The sequence below is a fragment of the Pedobacter ginsenosidimutans genome, from assembly GCF_001442625.1.
Lineage (GTDB): Bacteria > Bacteroidota > Bacteroidia > Sphingobacteriales > Sphingobacteriaceae > Pedobacter > Pedobacter ginsenosidimutans.
On sequence record NZ_LMZQ01000004.1, the window covers coordinates 74,125 to 94,257 of the forward strand.

Annotated in this window: 19 protein-coding genes; 6 read left to right on the top strand and 13 right to left on the bottom strand. The window is 36.9% G+C overall.

Features of this window, described 5'->3' with window-relative positions; genetic code table 11:
* Nucleotides 1-319: 319 nt before the first annotated feature.
* Entirely contained in the window at nucleotides 320-538 is a 219-nt protein-coding gene (locus ASU31_RS07400; RefSeq protein ID WP_029278686.1) for a hypothetical protein, read from the bottom strand.
* Between the two features lie 57 nt (nucleotides 539-595).
* On the bottom strand, nucleotides 596-1,363 hold the full coding sequence (locus tag ASU31_RS07405; protein WP_057931739.1) for a 5'-nucleotidase, lipoprotein e(P4) family: 768 nt from the start codon (nucleotides 1,361-1,363) through the stop codon (nucleotides 596-598).
* A gap of 150 nt (nucleotides 1,364-1,513) precedes the next feature.
* Here ASU31_RS07405 and ASU31_RS07410 point away from each other — a divergent pair, with 150 nt between their 5' ends.
* Nucleotides 1,514-2,209 carry a hypothetical protein gene (locus ASU31_RS07410; protein ID WP_057931740.1) on the top strand — a complete coding sequence of 232 codons (696 nt, stop codon included), beginning with the start codon at nucleotides 1,514-1,516 and terminating at the stop codon, nucleotides 2,207-2,209.
* A gap of 66 nt (nucleotides 2,210-2,275) precedes the next feature.
* On the opposite strand, the gene ASU31_RS07415 is transcribed toward ASU31_RS07410, so the two are convergent.
* The 9 genes from ASU31_RS07415 to ASU31_RS07455 all read right to left on the bottom strand — a co-directional run bounded on the left by ASU31_RS07415 (nucleotide 2,276) and on the right by ASU31_RS07455 (nucleotide 9,802).
* A complete protein-coding gene (locus ASU31_RS07415; RefSeq protein WP_057931741.1) occupies nucleotides 2,276-3,403 on the bottom strand; it encodes an ATP-binding protein in 1,128 nt (375 codons plus the stop codon).
* A gap of 204 nt (nucleotides 3,404-3,607) precedes the next feature.
* Entirely contained in the window at nucleotides 3,608-4,492 is an 885-nt protein-coding gene (atpG, locus tag ASU31_RS07420; protein WP_057931742.1) for an ATP synthase F1 subunit gamma, read from the bottom strand.
* A gap of 87 nt (nucleotides 4,493-4,579) precedes the next feature.
* Nucleotides 4,580-6,154, bottom strand: coding sequence for a F0F1 ATP synthase subunit alpha (gene atpA / locus ASU31_RS07425; protein WP_029279568.1), 1,575 nt, complete (start codon nucleotides 6,152-6,154; stop codon nucleotides 4,580-4,582).
* 141 nt (nucleotides 6,155-6,295) lie between these two features.
* Nucleotides 6,296-6,835, bottom strand: a complete 540-nt coding sequence (gene atpH, locus ASU31_RS07430) for an ATP synthase F1 subunit delta (protein WP_057931743.1) — start codon at nucleotides 6,833-6,835, stop codon at nucleotides 6,296-6,298.
* Nucleotides 6,836-6,927: 92 nt separating this feature from the next.
* Complete coding sequence (locus ASU31_RS07435; RefSeq protein ID WP_057931912.1) at nucleotides 6,928-7,422, bottom strand: F0F1 ATP synthase subunit B; 495 nt, start codon at nucleotides 7,420-7,422, stop codon at nucleotides 6,928-6,930.
* 88 nt (nucleotides 7,423-7,510) lie between these two features.
* Nucleotides 7,511-7,726 (bottom strand): ATP synthase F0 subunit C, encoded by a 216-nt coding sequence (gene atpE / locus ASU31_RS07440; RefSeq protein WP_056087863.1) that lies wholly within the window; start codon nucleotides 7,724-7,726, stop codon nucleotides 7,511-7,513.
* Between the two features lie 41 nt (nucleotides 7,727-7,767).
* Nucleotides 7,768-8,892, bottom strand: coding sequence for a F0F1 ATP synthase subunit A (atpB, locus tag ASU31_RS07445; RefSeq protein WP_057931744.1), 1,125 nt, complete (start codon nucleotides 8,890-8,892; stop codon nucleotides 7,768-7,770).
* Between the two features lie 14 nt (nucleotides 8,893-8,906).
* A complete protein-coding gene (locus ASU31_RS07450) occupies nucleotides 8,907-9,296 on the bottom strand; it encodes a hypothetical protein (protein WP_057931745.1) in 390 nt (129 codons plus the stop codon).
* A 281-nt stretch (nucleotides 9,297-9,577) separates the two neighbouring features.
* Nucleotides 9,578-9,802 carry an AtpZ/AtpI family protein gene (locus ASU31_RS07455; protein ID WP_057931746.1) on the bottom strand — a complete coding sequence of 75 codons (225 nt, stop codon included), beginning with the start codon at nucleotides 9,800-9,802 and terminating at the stop codon, nucleotides 9,578-9,580.
* Between the two features lie 110 nt (nucleotides 9,803-9,912).
* Between ASU31_RS07455 and porW the strand changes: the two genes are divergently transcribed.
* The 5 genes from porW to uvrC all read left to right on the top strand — a co-directional run bounded on the left by porW (nucleotide 9,913) and on the right by uvrC (nucleotide 17,514).
* Entirely contained in the window at nucleotides 9,913-12,678 is a 2,766-nt protein-coding gene (gene porW, locus ASU31_RS07460) for a type IX secretion system periplasmic lipoprotein PorW/SprE (RefSeq protein ID WP_057931747.1), read from the top strand.
* Between the two features lie 104 nt (nucleotides 12,679-12,782).
* On the top strand, nucleotides 12,783-15,002 hold the full coding sequence (locus ASU31_RS07465; protein WP_057931748.1) for a transglycosylase domain-containing protein: 2,220 nt from the start codon (nucleotides 12,783-12,785) through the stop codon (nucleotides 15,000-15,002).
* 76 nt (nucleotides 15,003-15,078) lie between these two features.
* Nucleotides 15,079-15,306: a hypothetical protein gene (locus ASU31_RS07470; protein WP_057931749.1), complete on the top strand. Its 228-nt coding sequence runs from the start codon at nucleotides 15,079-15,081 to the stop codon at nucleotides 15,304-15,306.
* A gap of 11 nt (nucleotides 15,307-15,317) precedes the next feature.
* Nucleotides 15,318-15,680 carry a type II toxin-antitoxin system VapC family toxin gene (locus tag ASU31_RS07475; RefSeq protein ID WP_209434970.1) on the top strand — a complete coding sequence of 121 codons (363 nt, stop codon included), beginning with the start codon at nucleotides 15,318-15,320 and terminating at the stop codon, nucleotides 15,678-15,680.
* 31 nt (nucleotides 15,681-15,711) lie between these two features.
* Nucleotides 15,712-17,514, top strand: a complete 1,803-nt coding sequence (uvrC, locus tag ASU31_RS07480) for an excinuclease ABC subunit UvrC (RefSeq protein ID WP_057931751.1) — start codon at nucleotides 15,712-15,714, stop codon at nucleotides 17,512-17,514.
* A 124-nt stretch (nucleotides 17,515-17,638) separates the two neighbouring features.
* Here the strand turns inward: uvrC and porN are convergent, their stop codons facing one another.
* Together porN and porM are read right to left on the bottom strand one after the other, a co-directional pair.
* Nucleotides 17,639-18,553 carry a type IX secretion system ring subunit PorN/GldN gene (gene porN, locus ASU31_RS07485; protein ID WP_057931752.1) on the bottom strand — a complete coding sequence of 305 codons (915 nt, stop codon included), beginning with the start codon at nucleotides 18,551-18,553 and terminating at the stop codon, nucleotides 17,639-17,641.
* Nucleotides 18,554-18,560: 7 nt separating this feature from the next.
* Nucleotides 18,561-20,093: a type IX secretion system motor protein PorM/GldM gene (porM, locus tag ASU31_RS07490; protein WP_057931753.1), complete on the bottom strand. Its 1,533-nt coding sequence runs from the start codon at nucleotides 20,091-20,093 to the stop codon at nucleotides 18,561-18,563.
* Nucleotides 20,094-20,133: the final 40 nt, after the last annotated feature.

Consider the following 20,133-nt stretch of genomic DNA (forward strand, 5'->3'; position numbering starts at 1 on the left):
TTAATACTACAAAGTGATTTAGGTAACCCAAAAAACAAATTGTTTATATACAGATGTTATATAGCCTACATTTCCATAAAGTAAAAATGCAAAAACAAAAATGCCAGTCACAATGCAAAAACCGAAAGCCGCAGAACTGTCTGGTTTTGGATAGAAAGGTTTGCCCAAGTGATTTAAACCTGACAGGAGCGGGCACCGAACGCAATGAGGTAAAGCGGATTGCTAAACCTATCAGGCTTTTAAAACCTGATAGGTTTGTTCACAAAAAAGCCGATCATGAATGAACATGACCGGCTTTTATATCTTGATCGCAATTGGCTTATGCGTCTAATATTTTGAATACCCCTTTAATGGCAATAATTGCACCGATGAACAAAACAATCCAGGATGCTAAAGATACTTGCCACGAATCATAAGCGAAACGTGCATAAGTACCCACCATGCAAACCAGTACACCAAAAATCATTAATTTATAAATTCCTGGCTGGTTAGCCGTTTTCATACTTTCTGTATTGTGCTTTAATTCGTTGTTCTCCATAATGTTTATTTTTATGATGCTGCAAAAGTAATACTTATTGCTGAATAATTATAAAACTTAATAACTTTTTAATCGTTCTAATCTTTGTTTCGCTTTATCCTTATCACTAAGTTTTTCTCCCTGATACAAAGGCTTTTCCCAATCGCCGTACATTGGGTTTGGCAACACGATATACTTTGTGCCAAATAGGTTCTGATTTGTGTTTACCTGTTCAAAGGTATTTTTATTTTCGCGATAAAAAATATTGCTGAAATCGCTTAAATTATCGCCACATAACAAGAGAATATTATGCGTTTCAGTAATTTTTTGGCGGCGCGGTTCTTTATTTGATGTTCCTTTCGAAACCACTAAATGCGCATCATCTGCATATGGAAAGCCAAAGCGTTGAAGATTTTTCAATGTTGCGGTATAATCCTTTTCATCACGGTTGCTCACATAAAATGTTTCGATATGCTTTGATGCTGCAAACTTTAAAAAAGCCAAAGCCCCCGGAACAGTATCAGCCTGGGCTAAACTTGTCCATTCCGTCCAATCTTCTGGCACATAACTCAGTCCTTTTTTAATTTCATGTCCCTGAAAAGCCGAATTGTCTAAAACCGTCTCGTCTATATCAACAATTACACAATTTGGCTTCTTACTGGTATCAGCCCATAAAGCTTCCTTTAATGATAAACGGGCAAAGTTATAAGCCTGAAAGCATAACGCCCTATACTCGCCCGAAGTTTGCTGCCAAAGCACTGCATTGGTGTAATCACGGGCAGGATTTTGGGCTGCAGCAAAAATCGGCAGTAAAAACGATATAACGATGAGTAGGTGTTTTTTCATGATTTGGAATTAATGCCCAAAGATATTAAACTCCTGTGATGCAGCATTCATTTAAACATCATTTAAATCATATCGCAAATAATTTTACCTATTAATTTTTTAGTTATAGAAATTTATTAGTTTTGGGCACACACAAATAAAATCAAAAATATGAAAATCAAAAGTTTACTAGGGATAGTTATTGCCCTATTTTTCTTTGCGGCCTGCAAGAAGGATAACCCGGTTAATGAGCCAAAAAACTCAATAGAATTACTTAAAGATTCAGCATCATATGTTATTAATGGGAAATCCTATACTGCTATTGGTATTGATAAAAACATGACTTATGTAACACAATCAAATCTTAAAATTACTTCAGGCGAAAATTTTAATTATTTATTGGTGGGAGACAAAGATTCTCTACTATTTGTAAGAGAATATAGTATTAGAGCAGCCTATACCAACATTGCAGTTTCGTTTATAAAAATCTACAACAAAAATGAAACAGAATATACCAATGAAAATAATGGCGGATATCTAAGTTATCCAAAGAACAAGACAGATATATTTTCTCCTGGTTCATATAGATACTCAACTGAGTTTAATAGAAGCAATTCTACTTCTGGAATTGCATTTACATTAATCAACCAACAAGGCATATTTAAATCATATAGTCAATCAGATTTAGGGAAACAGGCATCTGTTACACCAATTGATCAAAAGGATTCCAAATTTGAAATTATAAGTTTAAAAAAACGAAAATCGGATTATCTGTTAGAAGCTAAATTCAATCTAAATGTTTTCGATGAAAATAAGAAACCATTAAAAATAGAAAATGGATATTTAAGACTCAGCATCTTAAAATAATTAATAAAATAACTACAAAAAGCCCATTTCAATTAAGAAATGGGCTTTCTATTTTATTGCCAAACTTTAACCATTCAAAAAGCCTCCCCTATCGGCTTTTGATAAGATGAGTGTTTCTGCTTCTGGATAGGCCTGCGTAAAAGTTGCAGGAATTTTATTTTTACCTCTTTCGTTCCATTTAAACTCAACAGCTAAAAACCTCTCTTTCGTTTTTTCAACATAGTCTATTTCTTGCTGCTGTGTAGTGCGCCAAAAAAAGCAATCAGCTTCCATTTGATGCTGATGCAAAAACTTCATCCGCTCAGCAATCATATAATTTTCAAACAATGCACCAACGTCATTTCTATTGGCTATTGGATTAAAATTCCGGGTAATTGCATTCACAATACCGGTATCATAAAAATAGATTTTTTTATTCTTTTTAATTTCATTGCGTACATTGCCTGCAAAGGCTGGTAAGGTAAAAATCACAAAAGATTTTTCAAGCAAGCTGATGTATTTATCTACTGTTTTCTGATCAGCCTTTACTAGCTGAGCAAGTTCCGAGAAATTAACTTCGCTCCCAATCTGCAAAGCTAAAGCCTTTACAATTTTTTCGAACAACAATGGCTTTTTCACTTCTTCGAGCGCAAATAGGTCTTTATATAGATAACTATCTGCAAGTAATTTTAAATGCTCTTCTGCATTTTGTGGGTCGTTAATAATTTCTGGATAAGCACCATAAATCAAACGTTGTGCTAAAGATCGTTCTTCGGTCAGGAAATCAGTATTGTTTACCAACTCCGCATACGAAAAAGGCAACAGCATCATTTCGTATTTCCTACCCGTTAACGGCTCGTTAATCTTTCCCGACAACTCAAAAGCCGACGAGCCTGTAGCAATTACCTGAACGCTTTTAAAGCGATCTACAATGATTTTAATTAATAAGCCTACATCACTTATGCGTTGCGCCTCATCTATAAAGAGCACCTCATAATTACCGAGCATTTGTGCAATCTGTGTTGCATTAGGTTTGGCTAAGGTTTCTCTTACATCTGTATCATCTCCATTAAGGTATAATGTCTTCTTATCTACTTTTGCTAATAATTGCTCTACGAAAGTAGTTTTGCCAACTTGCCTTGGGCCAAATATAATAAATGCTTTACCCTTAAAGAGTCTTGAAACGGCATAATCCAATTGTTTCCTAACGATCATAGCAAATATTTAACATACAAAAGTATAATAATTTTGGATTACAATCCATAAAAAACATAATAATTTTGGATTATAATCTTTAAAAAACATAATAATTTTGGATTTTAAAGTTCTAAGTGCATAAAAAAGCCCATTTCAATAAAGAAATGGGCTTAAATAATTTTGACTATTGACTAAAGACTTCCGACTCCAGACTTTAAAGCCTTATCCGTTCAAGGCTGCTGCACCACTTACAATCTCAGTTAACTCAGTTGTAATTGCTGCCTGGCGTGCCTGGTTATATGAAAGTTTTAAGGCTTTCAATAATTCGCCGGCATTTTCAGTTGCTTTATCCATTGAGGTCATACGTGCACCATGCTCAGAAGCGTGAGAATCTAAAACAGCTTTATATAACTGAATTTTAACCGATTTAGGGATCAACTGTTCTACAATCTCTTCTTGCGAAGGCTCTAGAATGTAATCAACATTGGTTGTTTTACTTTCAACCTTTGTTTCTTCCGCTTTTGGTAAAGGCAACAACTGTTCAGTTGTAATAAACTGAACCGCTGCATTTTTAAAACGATTGTAAACAACCTCCACTTTATCGAATTCACCTTTAATAAAACCGGCCATAATCACATCGGTAATTTTGGTTATGTTTTCGAAAGTTAAGGCAGCGTATACCTCATTATTATTACCAATTACGTTATAATTACGTTTTTCGTAAAAATCCTGAGTTTTCTTACCGATAGAAATAATGCTTACATTACCGTTTTTCAACTGCTCGCTATATTTCTCAGCAATTAAATTGTTCGCCGCTTTAATCACGTTCATGTTAAAAGCACCAGCCAAACCGCGGTTTGATGATACTGTTACAATTAAAACCTTATTAGGTTCACGCTCTTGTATAAAAGGCGATGAAGACCCTTCTAAACTTGCTGATAGATTACCTAAAATCTCTTTCAGTTTAGTTGCATAAGGACGTAAAGCGATAATTGCATTAGTAGCACGTTTCAACTTAGCTGCCGAAACCATTTTCATAGCCTTGGTAATCTGCTGCGTTGATTGTACCGATGCAATCCGGTTTCTTACTTCTTTTAAATTAGCCATTTTTTAAGTATCGAGTATTAAGTGTCAAGTATCAAGAATGGATTCGTTTATCTGTCTTGATACTTGATACTCATTACTTGTATCTAATTAGTATTTACTTGAAATCTCTTTTGCTACTGTATCTAAAACACCAGTGATGGTATCGTCAAATTTACCAGCTTTTAATGCCGCTAAAGTTTCTGGATGACGTAATTCCAATTGCGTTAAATATTCAGTTTCGAATTCTTTTACTTTATCAACCGGTACGCTACGCATTAAGTTTTTAGTACCTGCATAAACGATAGCTACCTGTTTCTCAACTGTAAAAGGTGTAAACTGAGCTTGTTTTAACATTTGTACGTTACGTGCACCTTTATCTAAAACCGATTTCGTTGCAGCATCTAAATCAGAACCGAATTTAGAGAAAGCCTCTAACTCGCGGTATTGAGCCTGATCTAATTTTAAAGTACCCGCTACTTTTTTCATCGATTTGATCTGCGCATTACCACCCACACGTGATACCGAAATACCTACGTTAATTGCCGGACGGATACCTGAGTTGAATAAGTTCGATTCCAAGAAGATCTGACCATCAGTAATCGAAATTACGTTGGTTGGGATATATGCTGATACGTCACCTGCCTGAGTTTCGATAATCGGTAAAGCTGTTAATGAACCACCGCCTTTAACGATATGTTTAATCGATTCAGGTAAATCGTTCATCGCTTTTGCGATATCATCGTTAGAGTTGATTTTCGCGGCTCTTTCTAACAAACGACTGTGTAAGTAAAAAACGTCACCTGGATAAGCTTCACGGCCCGGTGGACGACGAAGTAATAAAGATACCTCACGGTAAGCTACAGCTTGTTTAGATAAATCATCATAAACAATTAAAGCTGGTCTACCTGTATCGCGGAAAAACTCACCAATTGCAGCACCTGCAAACGGCGCATAGAACTGCATTGGAGCAGGATCTGCAGCCGAAGCAGCAACAACAACTGTATATGGTAAAGCGCCATTTTCTTCTAATGTACGTACAATGTTAGCTACAGTAGAGTTTTTCTGACCGATAGCAACATAAATACAGAACACAGGCTGGCCTGCTTCATAAAATTCTTTTTGGTTGATAATGGTATCGATACAAACGGCAGTTTTACCAATCTGACGATCGCCAATAACCAACTCACGTTGACCACGACCGATTGGAATCATCGCATCAATTGCTTTAATACCAGTTTGTAAAGGCTCATTTACCGGCTGACGATAAATTACACCTGGTGCTTTACGCTCTAAAGGCATTTCGTAAGTTTCACCTAAGATTGGTCCTTTACCATCTAAAGGCTCACCTAAAGTGTTCACTACGCGGCCAAGCATACCTTCACCAACTTTAATAGAGGCAATTTTTTTGGTACGTTTAATCGTATCACCTTCTTTGATCTCGTCTGAAGCACCTAAAAGTACCACACCAACGTTATCTTCTTCAAGGTTTAATACAATACCTTGTAGGCCGTTTGCAAATTCAACTAATTCTCCCGATTGAACTTTAGTTAAACCGTAAACACGGGCAATACCGTCGCCCACTTGCAACACGGTACCAACTTCTTCCAGTTCGGTTTCTGATTTGAAGCCCGCCAATTGCTGTCTGATAATTGCCGATACTTCGTCTGGTCTTACCTCTACCATAATTTTACTTTATATCTTTTTGTAAATGTTTAGTGCTTAGCGCATGGCGCTTGGCATTTATTCGCCATCCGCTTATCGCAATACTGTTTTGTTTGGCGTTTGGCGCACGGCGTTTTCCGCTATACGCTTATCGCCTCGCGCTTACTGCGCAAATTCTTTTTTTAGTTTACTTAAACCGCTGGCAATACTTGCATCAAATTGCTTATCACCAACTTTTAATATAAAACCACCAATTAATTTTTCGTTAATTTTTTCGTTAACAATAACCTGGTTGGCGTTTAATTCTCTTTTAACAATCGCAATAATCTGCTCTTTAGCTGCAGGGCTTAGTGCACTTGCAGTAGTTACATCAGCAGTAACAATACCCTTAATTAAGTTATATTGTTGAACGAACTGTTTAGCAGTGGCAAATAAAATCGCCGAACGGCCTTTGTTTACTACAATCTTGAAAAACGAGATGGTTAGCTTACTTACTTTATCAGCAAAAATACCGTTCAAAATACCCGTCTTTTTATCTAAAGGTACAATCGGGTTTTTTAATATTGCTTCTAGTTCAGGGGTTTCATCAACCACTTTCTCAAACAAAACCATATCATTATAAGAAGCCTCTAGCGCATTGTTTTCAACAGCTAGGTCTATTAATGATTTGGCGTATCTGCTTGCAACTTTAATTTCTGACATATTCTTAGGTGTGAGATGTGAGATGTGAGATGTGAGACGTGAGAACCAATCTCAAATCTAATATCTAATGTCTCAAATCTATTTTCTCAAAACTAGTTTAATTCAACGTCTTTTAACAAGTTAGCTACTAAAGTTTCTTGTTTTGCTTTATCATCCAATTGCGTACGTAAAACGCGTTCTGCAATTTCTAATGATAATGAAGAAACCTGGTCTTTAACTTCAGCCAAAGCTGCTTTCTTTTGGTTCTCGATTTCGATTTTAGCTTTCTCGATCAATTTAGCACCTTCAACCTGAGCTTGTTTTTTAGCTTCGTTTAAAATACCATCTTTTAAAGTTTTAGCTTCCTTTAAAATCTCATCACGTTCTGCGCGAGCTTGTTGCATCAAATCTTGATTTTGGCTGGTTAAACGAGCCATTTCTTGTTTGGCTAATTCAGCTTTGTTAAGCGCCTCATCAATGCTTTGCTCACGTTCGTGAATAGCACCTAAAATAGGTTTCCATGCAAATTTTCTAAGTAATATCAATAAGCAGATGAACGATATTCCAGTCCAAAAAATTAATCCTATGCTTGGGGTTACTAAATCCATTTTATCTAATTTTTTTAATCTTAATCTCTTTAATAAGATTGGGTAAATAACCAATCGTTAAATACCCAACCTAATTTTTTCAGGTGAATTACTGAGGGTTGTTTCCTAATAATGCAACTACCACACCGAATAAAGCAGCACCCTCGATAAGGGCAGCAGCGATAATCATTGCAGTCTGAATTTTTGATGCAGCTTCTGGTTGACGAGCAATACCTTCCATTGCTTTACCACCTACTTGACCGATACCGATACCTGCACCGATTACTGCTAAACCGGCACCAATTGCCGCGATTGAACCTACCATAACTAATTTATTTATATTAATTTGTAAAAAATAGTTTTCTATTAATGATGCTCTTCTACTGCCATACCAATAAACAAGGCAGTTAATAATGTAAAAATAAAGGCCTGTAAAAATGCCACCAACAATTCTAACACATCCATAAACAATACGAATGCAACTGAAACCGGGGCAATAGCCAATGTTTCGAAAATAAAAATTAAGGATATTAAACTTAATACAATAATGTGGCCAGCTGTAATGTTCGCGAACAAACGAATCATCAATGCAAAAGGCTTCGAAATGATACCGATCAATTCAACTGGAATCATAATTGGATACAACCACCAAGGCACATCAGGTCTAAAAATATGTTTCCAGTAATATTTGTTACCATTAATATTAACGATAATCATAGTACCCAATGCCATTACAAAAGTCAAGGCAATATTACCCGTAACGTTTGCCCCAAAAACTGGCACCAGACCTAAAAGGTTATTAAACCAGATAAAAAAGAATACGGTTAGTAGATAAGGCATAAACTTTGCGTATTTGTGACCGATGTTTGGCTTAGCAATATCATCTCTCACAAAAACAATAATTGGCTCTATAAAAGATTGCAAACCCTTTGGTGCTTTACCCACACGTTTTTTATATGCATTAGCTACTGAGATAAAAACAATAAGAATAATCAAAATGGCCAAAAACATTGCAGCAACGTTTTTAGTAATCGAGAAATCTAAAATGGATTTACTTGCTTCCTCATCTATTTTTCCATCAGCACCAACCACTTTAATATGATCTTCCTCTAAGCGATAGTTATTGTATTTACCGTTATAATCATGCTCACCATGATGAAAGTGACCAGAAGAGAAAACCTCTAAACCGTTAGCCGTATATAAAATTACCGGAAGAGGCAATGAAGTATGCCCCCAAAGGTGCCACATATGCGAATCGGCAATGTGCTCCATGATCACTTTAGTTGGCTCGAATTTTTCTTCACCATGCTTAGCAGCGCCATGCTCACCAGAAACTGCTTCGGCAGATCCGGCTACAAGACTATCAACAGGAACAACAGCGCTATCAACCTGGGCGAAAGTATCAATTTTGATAGATAAAAACGCGATTAAAAGCGTAAAAACAACAATTAGTCTTTTAACTTTCGACACAAAAACTTGGTTACAATCCATTTATTGGCAGTTTTTTACTTTAAATTTTGGTGGCGCAAGTTACGTAACAAACAGTAAATTTCAAAGGCCGTAAACAATAAATATAAAGAAAAAAAATTAAGCAGAAATACAAGCCCAATTCCCTTCGCTTTTATACTGTAAATCAACACAAAAGCCATACAAAAAATCATCTTCACTGCAATCGATCCCATAATCGCCATAATGCCTACTTCCGGATCACGTTTTATACCGATATCAACAAGCATATAAGCCACGTAAGTTATGCCGGCCAAAAAGCCAAACATCACCCAAAAATTGTTTACAAACAATTGTTTATCAGGAAATACGAAAGGTAAAACGGCAATTAAACCTATTAAAAGGCCTACAAAAATGAAATAGATACTGGTAAATTTGGCTAGAGTCAATGTATAATTTCTTAGCAGATAAAAACTTTTGCAAAGATAAGGTTTTTAGTATCAAGTAAGTAGTGAGGGAGATAATTATTATGAAGGTTGGTTAACTGTTTAAATTGATTAACCGGTTAACTGAAGCAAACAGCAAATTGTTCTATTGCTTAATTGTTTTAAATTGGTTAATCTGTTAAGCGAAACAAAACTTCTAATTTAAATTGTTTTATATTAACTGCTGATAGCAAACTGTCGATTGAAAACCGAGAATTGCCTACTGAAAACTGCCAACTGAAAACTTACGACTTAGTAGCCTGCCTAATGGCCTGGTATAATGCAATCCCTACCCCCGCCAAAGCAAAAGCAGCAGTAATTAAATTAGTTTTGCTGTTTCTGTGCTCATCAATCTTGTAACCAATAAAAGTAAGCAGACCAATGGTTGCAATCATCTGGAAGCCAATAGCAGAATATTTGGCGGCCGCATTTACCTTTTTCTTTGTATCTTCTTCTTTCGGATTTTCCATTTTTTAATGCAATAATTAAATTAACTTTGAATAATTAAAATTTGTTGCCAAATAGAATATTTTTCTACATATATTGTTTATTGTATATCCACCTAAGAGATTTATCATACTTGAAAAATTACGCTAACAAAAACTTAAATCCCTTCTTCATCCTTATAAGTGTCCTCCTTATTTATGGCTGTGTCGCAAATAAAGATACAGCAGTAGATCGCAGGTTTCAAAACTTAACGGCAAGGTATAACTATATCTACAATTCCAATGTTTTACTAACTGAGTACAATGAGAGCTTATTACAAAGTTATGCCGATAATTATGAAAAAACACTGCCTGTTTACCTCGATCCTGAACCACAGGTAAATCTGGTGCTTACACCAGGGGTAGCCAATAAACAGCTCGACGACGTTATTACCAAAGGACAAACTGTTATAAACGATAAAAGTTTTAGTAATTATATTGATGATGCCTATATGCTTTTGGGTAAAGCAAATTATTTAAAAGGCAATTATTTTATCGCATCAGAATATTTCGATTATACGGCAAAAACCTATAATAACGATTTAAAAACATTCATTATGGCCATGAACTGGAAAGCACGTAGCCAAATGCAACTGAACAATATGGTACTGGCCGATAAAATTATTGATACCATGTTGCGTGCTTCTGACGAGCTGAAGAAAGATCTGGCTGAACCTTTAGCCACTGCCGCTCAAATGCGTATTTATCAAAAACGCAATAAAGAAGCTATTCTTTTTTTAGAATCGGCAATTGCCCTTCCGTCCGAAAAACAGTTACGTATCCGCTGGCGCTTTATCCTTGCTCAATTGCAAGAAAAAGAGAAAAATCTTCAGGATGCTTATGCCAATTTTACCAAGGTTGAAAAAAGCAACGCTCCATTTGAAATGTATTTTCACGCCAATTTAAACCGGATTAAATTAAAAGCATTATTAAGCGGCGTTAAGCTAAATAAAGAAGAACAGCTTTTAGCATTACTTAAAGACGATAAAAACTTCGATTATACCGATCAGATTTACTATCAGGTTGGAGAACTTTTCTCCTCCGAAGGAAACTTTGCAAAAGCTGAAGAAAATTACCACAAATCAGTTGCAAAAAGCACCAGGAACCAAACTCAAAAGGCGTTGTCCTATTTAAGAATTGCCGACTTAAACTTTAAAGAGTTTAACAACTACATTAAAGCAAAACTGTATTACGATAGTACGGTGATGATTTTACCTAAAAACTTTCCTGACTACGACAACATTGTTAAAAAAGCCGATAACCTGAAATATTTAACTGATAGGTATGCCATTATTGCTAAAGAAGACACTGCTCAAGCTATTGCCAAACTTCCTGCAGGCGAGCGCGAGGCTAAGGTTAAAGCCTATTTAACACCTAAAGTTGAAGTGAGCAATACCGAAGGGGTAATCAGCAATCAATATTTAAATGATCCTGATTTCCCTAATCGATCGTTAAATGCCTCGAATAATACTGCGGGGAACACCTTTTACTTTAATAACAATGCTGCAATAAGCAATGGTTTTGGCGATTTCAAAAAACGTTGGGGCAACAGGCAGCTGGAAGATAACTGGCGACAAAGCATCCGTTCATCGGCCCAGGAAACCAATCAGGTTTTGGCAGGTGGAAATGTAGCCACCGGAATCACGCCTGCAAATGGAGAAACGAATCAAACGGCGGTAGACCAAACCACATTAGAAAAACAGTTTTTAGATGGTTTGCCAACCACTCCGGCTCTATTGGCTACCTCCGATCAAAAAATCATTGATGCTTATTTCGAAATCGCCAGCTTCTACCAACAAGAGCTAAACGACAAAGCAGAAGCAAATAAGATTTACCTGGAACTGATTAAAAGGTATCCGGATAATAACCATTTAGTTGCCATTTATTACAGTTTATATCTAAATTACAAGGGTGTTGATGAAGTAAAATCAGATCAGTACAAACAATTAGTGCTTACAAAGTTTCCCGAATCTAATTTTGCAAAGAACATCTTAGATCCATCATACTCGGCCAAACAAACAGAGATGGAAAACATAGCCATCAACAATTACAATGTGGCCTTTGATGCCTACGCGAAAAAAGATTATGCAAATGTGGTAAAACAGGCTGACGATAACATTACTGCTTTTCCCAATAATGATTTAGCACCACAGTATGCCTACTTAAAAGCAATTGCTGTTGGCCGTACAGCAAAGGTTGATGCCCTGCTTACCGAATTCAATCTGATTACCACACTTTATCCAAACGATAAAATTATTACACCATTGGTCCGCGATCATTTAAAATATATTGACGCAAATTTGGAAGAGTTTAAACAACGACCACTAGCACTTATCGATTTTGATGCTAATGCGCCACGTTTTGTAAGCCAGGCTACGCCAATTGCCGTTCCAACAAAACCTTTAGTAACTGATAATACCGCTGTAAAAACAGCAGATCCTACCACTGTATCTAAACCTGTTGAGGTTAAACCAGCAGATCCGACTAAACCGGCCAGCATTTTTAGTGCAGCTAAATCAGAAGAGTACTATTATGTGATCGACGTTGCCGACGCAACCTTAACCTTAAGTTCATCGCGTTTCGGAATAGGCCAGTTTAACCGTGGCAATTACCCCGATAATGATTTGGTACATAAATTGGTGGAGTTAGATAACGACCAACTGATTTACATTACTAGTTTTATAGATCTTGAAGATGCCAAAATTTACGAATCAAGCATTACAGGGCAGTTAAAGAACATTATGAAAGTTCCAGCCAATCTATATAAGGGTTTTATCATCAGCAAAGAAAACTTCGAAAAGCTAACAGACCGATCGCGCATTAACGAGTATCTGGAGTTTTTAAAAGACAATTACAAATAAGTAATATGGTTTAAGCTGGTAGAGAAAAACCTATTCTATAAAAAATTAATAAATTTGCATCCAAATCTTCTATTCTGGAGATGATTGGAAAATAACAACACAAAATGAATAAGTCCCTTTCTGCACAAGAAACAAAAAGATATAGTTTAGTCATCTGGAAAATACTGATCGGGGGAATAGCCCTGTTTGCCATTTTCATTTCGATGATCGGGTTGGGCCTTTTTGGTGCACTGCCCTCTTTCAGGGATATTGAACATCCAAAAAGTAATCAGGCTTCAGAAATTATTGCAGAGGATGGTCGCCCTTTAGGCACTTATTTTGTTCAGAACAGATCGAATGTTACTTATAAAGATATTTCGGAAAACGTAATTAATGGGCTAATAGCCACAGAAGATACCCGCTTTAAAGAACACTCGGGCATAGATTTCAAACGTACCTTCACCATTATCGGATATAATTTAATCGGCAAAAAACAAGGAGCAAGTACCATTACACAGCAATTGGCTAAAAATCTTTTTCCAAGAGAATCGAACCTGAATTTTTTCTCCCTGGTGTTAACCAAGTTTAAAGAGTGGATTGTAGCTGTTAAACTAGAGCGTAACTATACCAAAGAAGAAATTATTACCATGTATTTAAATACGGTCGATTTTGGTAACCAGGCTTATGGCATAAAATCGGCGGCAAGGGTTTATTTTAATACTACCCCTGATAAACTTACCTTAACAGAGGCTGCAACGCTTGTAGGGATGCAAAAAGGGATAACCATGTACTCGCCAACTCGCCATCCTGAGCGCTCAAGAGACCGTAGAAATACCGTAATGGCCATGATGGTTAAATCAGAGCTCTTAACCCAACAGGAATTTGATGAGCAAAAAGAGAAACCCTTAAACCTGCATTTTAATGCAGCAACCGTTAACGATGGCATTGCACCATATTTCCGTTCGGTATTGAAAAATGATATCAAAAATATTTTTCAGGAGCAGTCGATTACCAAACCCGATGGCACACCTTACGATTTAGACCGCGATGGTTTGAAAATTTATACCACATTGAATTATGATATGCAGGTATATGCCGAAGAAGCGCAAAAAGAATACATGAAAGTATTACAGGCGCAGTTTATCGCCAGCTGGAAAGGCAGAAACCCTTTTAAGGATAAAGCTTTACAGATTGAACAGGGGATTAAAAGATCAGACCGTTATAAATCGTTAAAACTGGAAGGTAAATCGGACGATGAAATTAAAGATGATTTCAACACCAAAACAGAAATGACCATCTTTACCTGGAAAGGTAATATTGATACGGTGATGAAACCGATCGACTCTGTACGTTATTACAAAATGTTGCTGCGTAATGCTATGATGACCATGGACCCCACAAATGGCCATGTAAAAGCATGGGTTGGCGGAATCAATTACGAGCATTTTAAATACGATCAGGTTAAAATGGGAACCAGGCAAGTAGGCTCAACCGCAAAACCTTTTACTTATGCTGTAGCGATTGAAAATGGTTATTCTCCTTGTTACACTGTGCCAAATGTACCAGTAACGATAGATGGCTATGGAGAGCCATGGACGCCAAGAAATTCGGGTAAACCTCTACCGGGCAGCATAACTTTACAAAAAGCCCTGGCTTACTCTCAAAATTATGTTACCGCTTATTTAATGAAACAGGTTGGTCCTGTGGCCGTATCAACATTGGCAACCAAAATGGGGATCCCTAATGTTCCTGCATTTCCTTCCATCTGTTTAGGTACATTCGATTCATCTGTCTACAATATGGTAGGCGCTTATGGCGCTTTTGCAAACAAAGGAACCTATACCAAGCCGATTTATCTATTAAGGATAGAAGATAAAAATGGTGTAGTATTGTTTTCTCAAAAGGAAATACCAAAACCGATAATGAGCGAAGAAGTTGCTTATGTAATGACTAGGATGTTAAAAGGTGTAGTAACTAACGGAACCGGATCGAGGCTGAATTATAAATACAAAGTAAACGCACCTATCGGAGCTAAAACAGGTACTACCCAAAATAACTCAGATGGTTGGTTTATGGCCATTACCCCTCAATTGGTAACAGGTATATGGACTGGTTGCGAGGATAGGGCATTCCACTTTATCAGCACCAACCAGGGTGAAGGTGCCAATACCGCGCTACCGATTTTTGCAGGATTTATAAAGAGGGTATATGCCAATCCAGCATTAAAAATTAGTCATGCTGATTTTGAGGCACCAAAATCTGGTGTTTCTATTACCTACGATTGCAACCAATACCAGCAACAGGAAGAGGGTGCAACAGAATTGGATGAGAAACTTGGTTTTTAGACACTATTTACAACCAAAAGTTTTCACCTAAATTTTAGGAGATAAACATTAAATTTGTAATAGAAAATTGAAATATATGAGAGTTACACTGGAAATAGCAGATTTTGATGAGATGAAAAAACTCCTTTCTTTATTTCAGACCATGAAATTAGAGAGTATTAAAATTATTTCTCCTAAGAATGAGGTTAAGCCTAATATCTTGAAAGGAGACAAAACAATCAATCCAAAAGATCTTTTTGGCATTTGGAAAGATGCCCCAAAAAATATAGAAGACATAAGAACTAAAGCCTGGGATCGTAAGTAACAGTTATGGTTTTGTGCGATACTAATATTCTAATACATGCATTTAATGGTAATACAACTACCATCGAAGCTTTGGAAGAAATAGGCTTTGCAAATATTGTGCTTTCATCAATTACAACAATGGAGCTATTGCAGGGCATGGGAAATAAAGCTGAGCTGGTACAGATGAAGAAAAAGATTAAGTATTACGACATTATTCATTTTGATAGCCATATATCGCAGAAATCTATAGAACTTATTGAAGGTTTTAAGTTAAGTCATCATCTTCAAATTCCAGATGCAATTATTGGAGCAACCGCGATTGTTAACGAAATAGAATTGTTTACTTACAACAAAAAAGACTTCGATTTTATGCCTAATATTACACTCTATTAAAATCACCTTAATTTTGCTCCATTAATCCCTCATGAGCAGTTTCGACCATAAAGCAGCATTAACCGCAATTCCGCATAAACCTGGTGTTTACCAATATTGGGATGCTGATGGAAAGCTCATGTATATTGGAAAGGCGAAAGACCTGCGCAACCGTGTAGGTTCTTATTTCAATAGCGACAGGAATCAATTTAATGGTAAAACAAGGGTACTCGTTTCCAAAATCCGTAAAATTACATTTACCATTGTTGATACGGAGATTGATGCCTGGTTACTCGAAAATAGCTTAATTAAAAAGCATCAGCCAAAATTTAACATCAACCTAAAGGACGACAAAACGTATCCCTGGATTATTGTTAAAAATGAAAACTATCCACGGATTTACTGGACAAGGAAAGTGATTAAAGATGGTTCTACCTATTTTGGTCCTTATGGTTCGATAGGCATGATGCATACCATTTTGGATCTGATTAAAGAAACCTATCCCCTTCGTACCTGCAGTTTACCACTAACGGAGAAAAATATAGCTGAAGGGAAATTTAAAGTTTGCCTGGAATATCAAATTGGTAACTGTAAAGGTCCTTGTCAGAATTACCAAACCGAAACGGACTACGATAAAAATATAGGTGAGATTAAAGAGATCCTGAATGGCAAAATCGGAAATGTAATCCGGGATGTTAAAGGGATCATTAAATCGGCATCAGAAAACCTGAACTTCGAGCTGGCGCATCAATATGCAAGGAGACTAGAAGTACTGGAGAAATACCAGAGTAAATCTACCGTGGTAAATAGCGCCATTACTAATGTGGATGTTGTGAGTATTGCATCGGATGAACGCTATGCATTTGTGAATTACCTGAAAGTGATGAACGGAACGATTATCCAGACGCAGACCATCGAGGTTAAAAAGCAATTGGATGAGAGTGACGATGAGATTCTAACCCTCGCCATGTTGGAGTTCAGAACGAAATTCAGCAGCACTTCCAAAGAGATTATTGTTCCTTTTGAGCCGTCGTTAGAAGATGAAAGTTTAAAATTTACTGTACCTAAGCTCGGCGAGAAGAAAAAACTCCTGGAGCTTTCGCAAAAGAATGTTTTGTTCTTTAAAAAAGAGAAACTTAATCAATACGAAAAATTAAATCCTGATTTACGCACTGATCGTATTTTAACGACCATGCAGAAAGATCTGCGTTTAACTCAGCTTCCAAAACATATAGAATGCTTTGATAACTCCAACTTTCAGGGGAAATATCCGGTTTCAGCGATCGTTGTTTTTAAAGATGCAAAACCATCGAAAAAAGACTACCGCCATTTTAATGTGAAAACGGTAGAGGGCCCTAACGATTTTGCGACCATGGAAGAAGCCGTTTTCCGCCGCTACAGGAGAATGTTGGATGAAAACCAGACTTTGCCTCAGCTCATCATCATTGATGGCGGCAAAGGGCAGCTTTCGTCCGCCCTGAAGAGTTTAAAGTTATTGGGCATAGAGAACAAAGTTACCGTAATTGGTATTGCCAAACGTTTGGAAGAGCTGTTCTATCCTGGCGATTCCTATCCTTTGTATCTGGATAAAAAATCGGAAACCTTAAAAGTGATCCAACAGCTACGTGATGAAGCCCACCGCTTTGGAATTACCTTCCACCGCAAGAAACGCGATCAAGGAACACTTAAAACAGAACTGGAGCAGATTGAAGGTATCGGCAAAACTACCGCAGATAAACTACTGACGCATTTTAAATCAGTTAAAAAAATTAAAGAGGCTACCGAAAAAGAACTGGCAGAAGTGCTGAATAAAAAGCAGATGATTACCCTTCAGGCCTATTTTAATCAGGAATAGCTCTTTAATCCTGTTTTCTTTGAAGAATGATTAAGATTTCTCCTCCAAAGGAGTTCCTTTGGAACACTACGGAAATGAGGATATAAAAAAAGCTCCGATTTTCATCGGAGCTTTTTGTTAATATTTAGTATTCCCAAAGACCTTGTTCGTAATCAAGAACAGATTTTTTAATCCTTTCTGATTCGTACAACCTTTCTCTAGGATCGGTAATAATATCTCTGATCTTATTGTCGCCAGGATTCGACTCTTTAACAATATAGCTGCTGAATAAGCGACGGATAAAGAAATCATCGAAACTCAATGCCGAAGCATCGTTATTGGTATTAATCAAACGTTTCTTCGTTAATATCTCCCTAGCCTCTGGATAGTACACCCAAAATACCGGTTGCCATTGTTTAGAAACCTCATTGTATTTTAATGGAGCAATGCCTACAATACGCGGTTCGAAAACAGAACGCTTGGTATCGAAAATCCAGTCTTCTTTAATTCTGAATTTCAGGAATAACTCCGGGTTAAAATCATTAACTACAGTGGTAACCGTTCCGGTTTTATTGTTCGAAACCTCTGCTGTTCCTAAAGCCGATTTGGAAGCAGAATCTGCCGACATTGGATTAAGGAAAGCATCATCTTCGTTCAACGCGCTATCAATTGGTGAATACGCTGTTAATTCATCTTTCTTAATTGCGGCAATCAATACATCAATTAATCGAGATTTAGGTGATTTTAAGGCTGAGTTAACCGTATCACGCAAGTCAATTTCTCTCCAGATCCGTTTTGCATAAAAAACATCCTCTTCTCTTACATCTGCCAAAGGAACCATTTCAGTACTATCAATGTCCTTACGGGCATAGAAACCATCTTTAGGTGGTACCTTAAGTTTCTTTTTAGCTGTTTTAACAGGAGCTTTCACTGTATCTACCACTGGAGGAGCGGCAACTACTGGTGCAGCTTTCTTTGGTGCTAACTTGGTTGGTTTTTTTTGTGCAAAAGCAAACGAGGTTAACAAAACTAAAATAGCAATACTTAAAATCCTTTTCATCTTCTTTTTATTTTACGCTAAACGCTAATGAAGGCAAAATTCTTTGACGACCATCTGGCCCTACAGAAACAATATCTTCAAAAAATACCCTTGTACCAGGCGTAATTGAGTTTATTGCACCTTTAACCGCACCTGCAAAACTTCCACCATTACCAGGAATGGTAACGGCATCAGAACGCGGTTTTATAATTGTTAACTTATAACGTTGTATTTTAAACTTAACATCGAAAGGAAAATCATCCAGATCTGCTTCAATTTCAGTTTCACTTTTTAGCTGTACTGAAGCTACATCACCTCCGGCGCGGCCACCAACCTTAGCTACCGGAGCAGGGATAGCTTTAACCCTGAATTTTTGTGAGCCTAAGCTAACCGTTTTACCAGCATTATTTGCCGATACATTAATGGATACTTCCTGACCAACCATGCTTCCCGGGACATTAACATTATAGTTTCCGTTACCACCAGACATTGAACCTCCTGAAATAGAAGCACGAACGCTTTCTAGTGGGAAACCTGCTGCCGAAACTGTAAATGGATTAGCAATACCTGCATAAATTACATTCAGTTTGGTTGAAGAAACAGATGCTGATGGTTTCGCTACCTGATAAGTTTGTGGCTGGGTTTTGTATTCTTTTACCTGACCATCGGTTTGGCGAACACGAATCGTACCAACCCATGTAAACTGGCCAACACTACCTGTACCACCACTATAAGTTCCTTTACCATCTTTAACAGATAATTTACTTCCATTAACGGTAATATCAGGAGTTGATCTCGAATCGCTGGCTGTTAAAAATACTTCAGCAGTATATGGCTGACCTTGGATTACATAAGAAGTAGGTGCTACTGCAACTGCTGCAAACTGATCCAAATTAACCTGTGCTTTATCCATATTTCCGAACAATTTTTTAACTACTTCTGCTTCAGCATTTTTGGTGTCTGTTTGCAGTTTGGTTAAAATCGTCATTGCAGCAGTTAATGGCGTTCCTTCACCAAAGTAAGTTTCCTGCCAGTTTCCTTTTCTTTTTCTTGCAGGATCTTTAGCTTCAAGAGAGAATGAAACATTTGCTCTATCAGCCGGGTCTAGCAAAGAGATTAATTTTTCGCGTGTGGCGTTAATTCTCTTTTTCAACTCATCTGCTTTCTTTTGATTGATCATGATATTCTGTGCAATATCCTGATTTGATCTATTTACCAAATCGTCAGTTTCCGGATCGATTCCATCACCTGCCTGGGTAAACTCTTTTTTAATGCTTTCAATATAATTATTTAAGTCATCAGCTGCCTTTTGTGCCTGTTTTGCCTTATCGTAAATTGGCTGTGCACGGGCTGGCTCTTCTTTCAACTTCGAATTTTCGAAGGCAGAAAACAACTGATTAATACTTGTATTTACATTGTTTTTAGAAGTATCCAAACTATCGTTGATATTTTTGAATGCATCTAAAATGGTATCTGATACGTTTAAGGCGAGCATCGCCAACAATACCAAATACATGATATTGATCATCCGCTGCCTTGTTGTTTCTTTTCCGCCTGCCATGTTTGATGTAGCTTTTCCTTTTAAAATTAAAAACTAAACA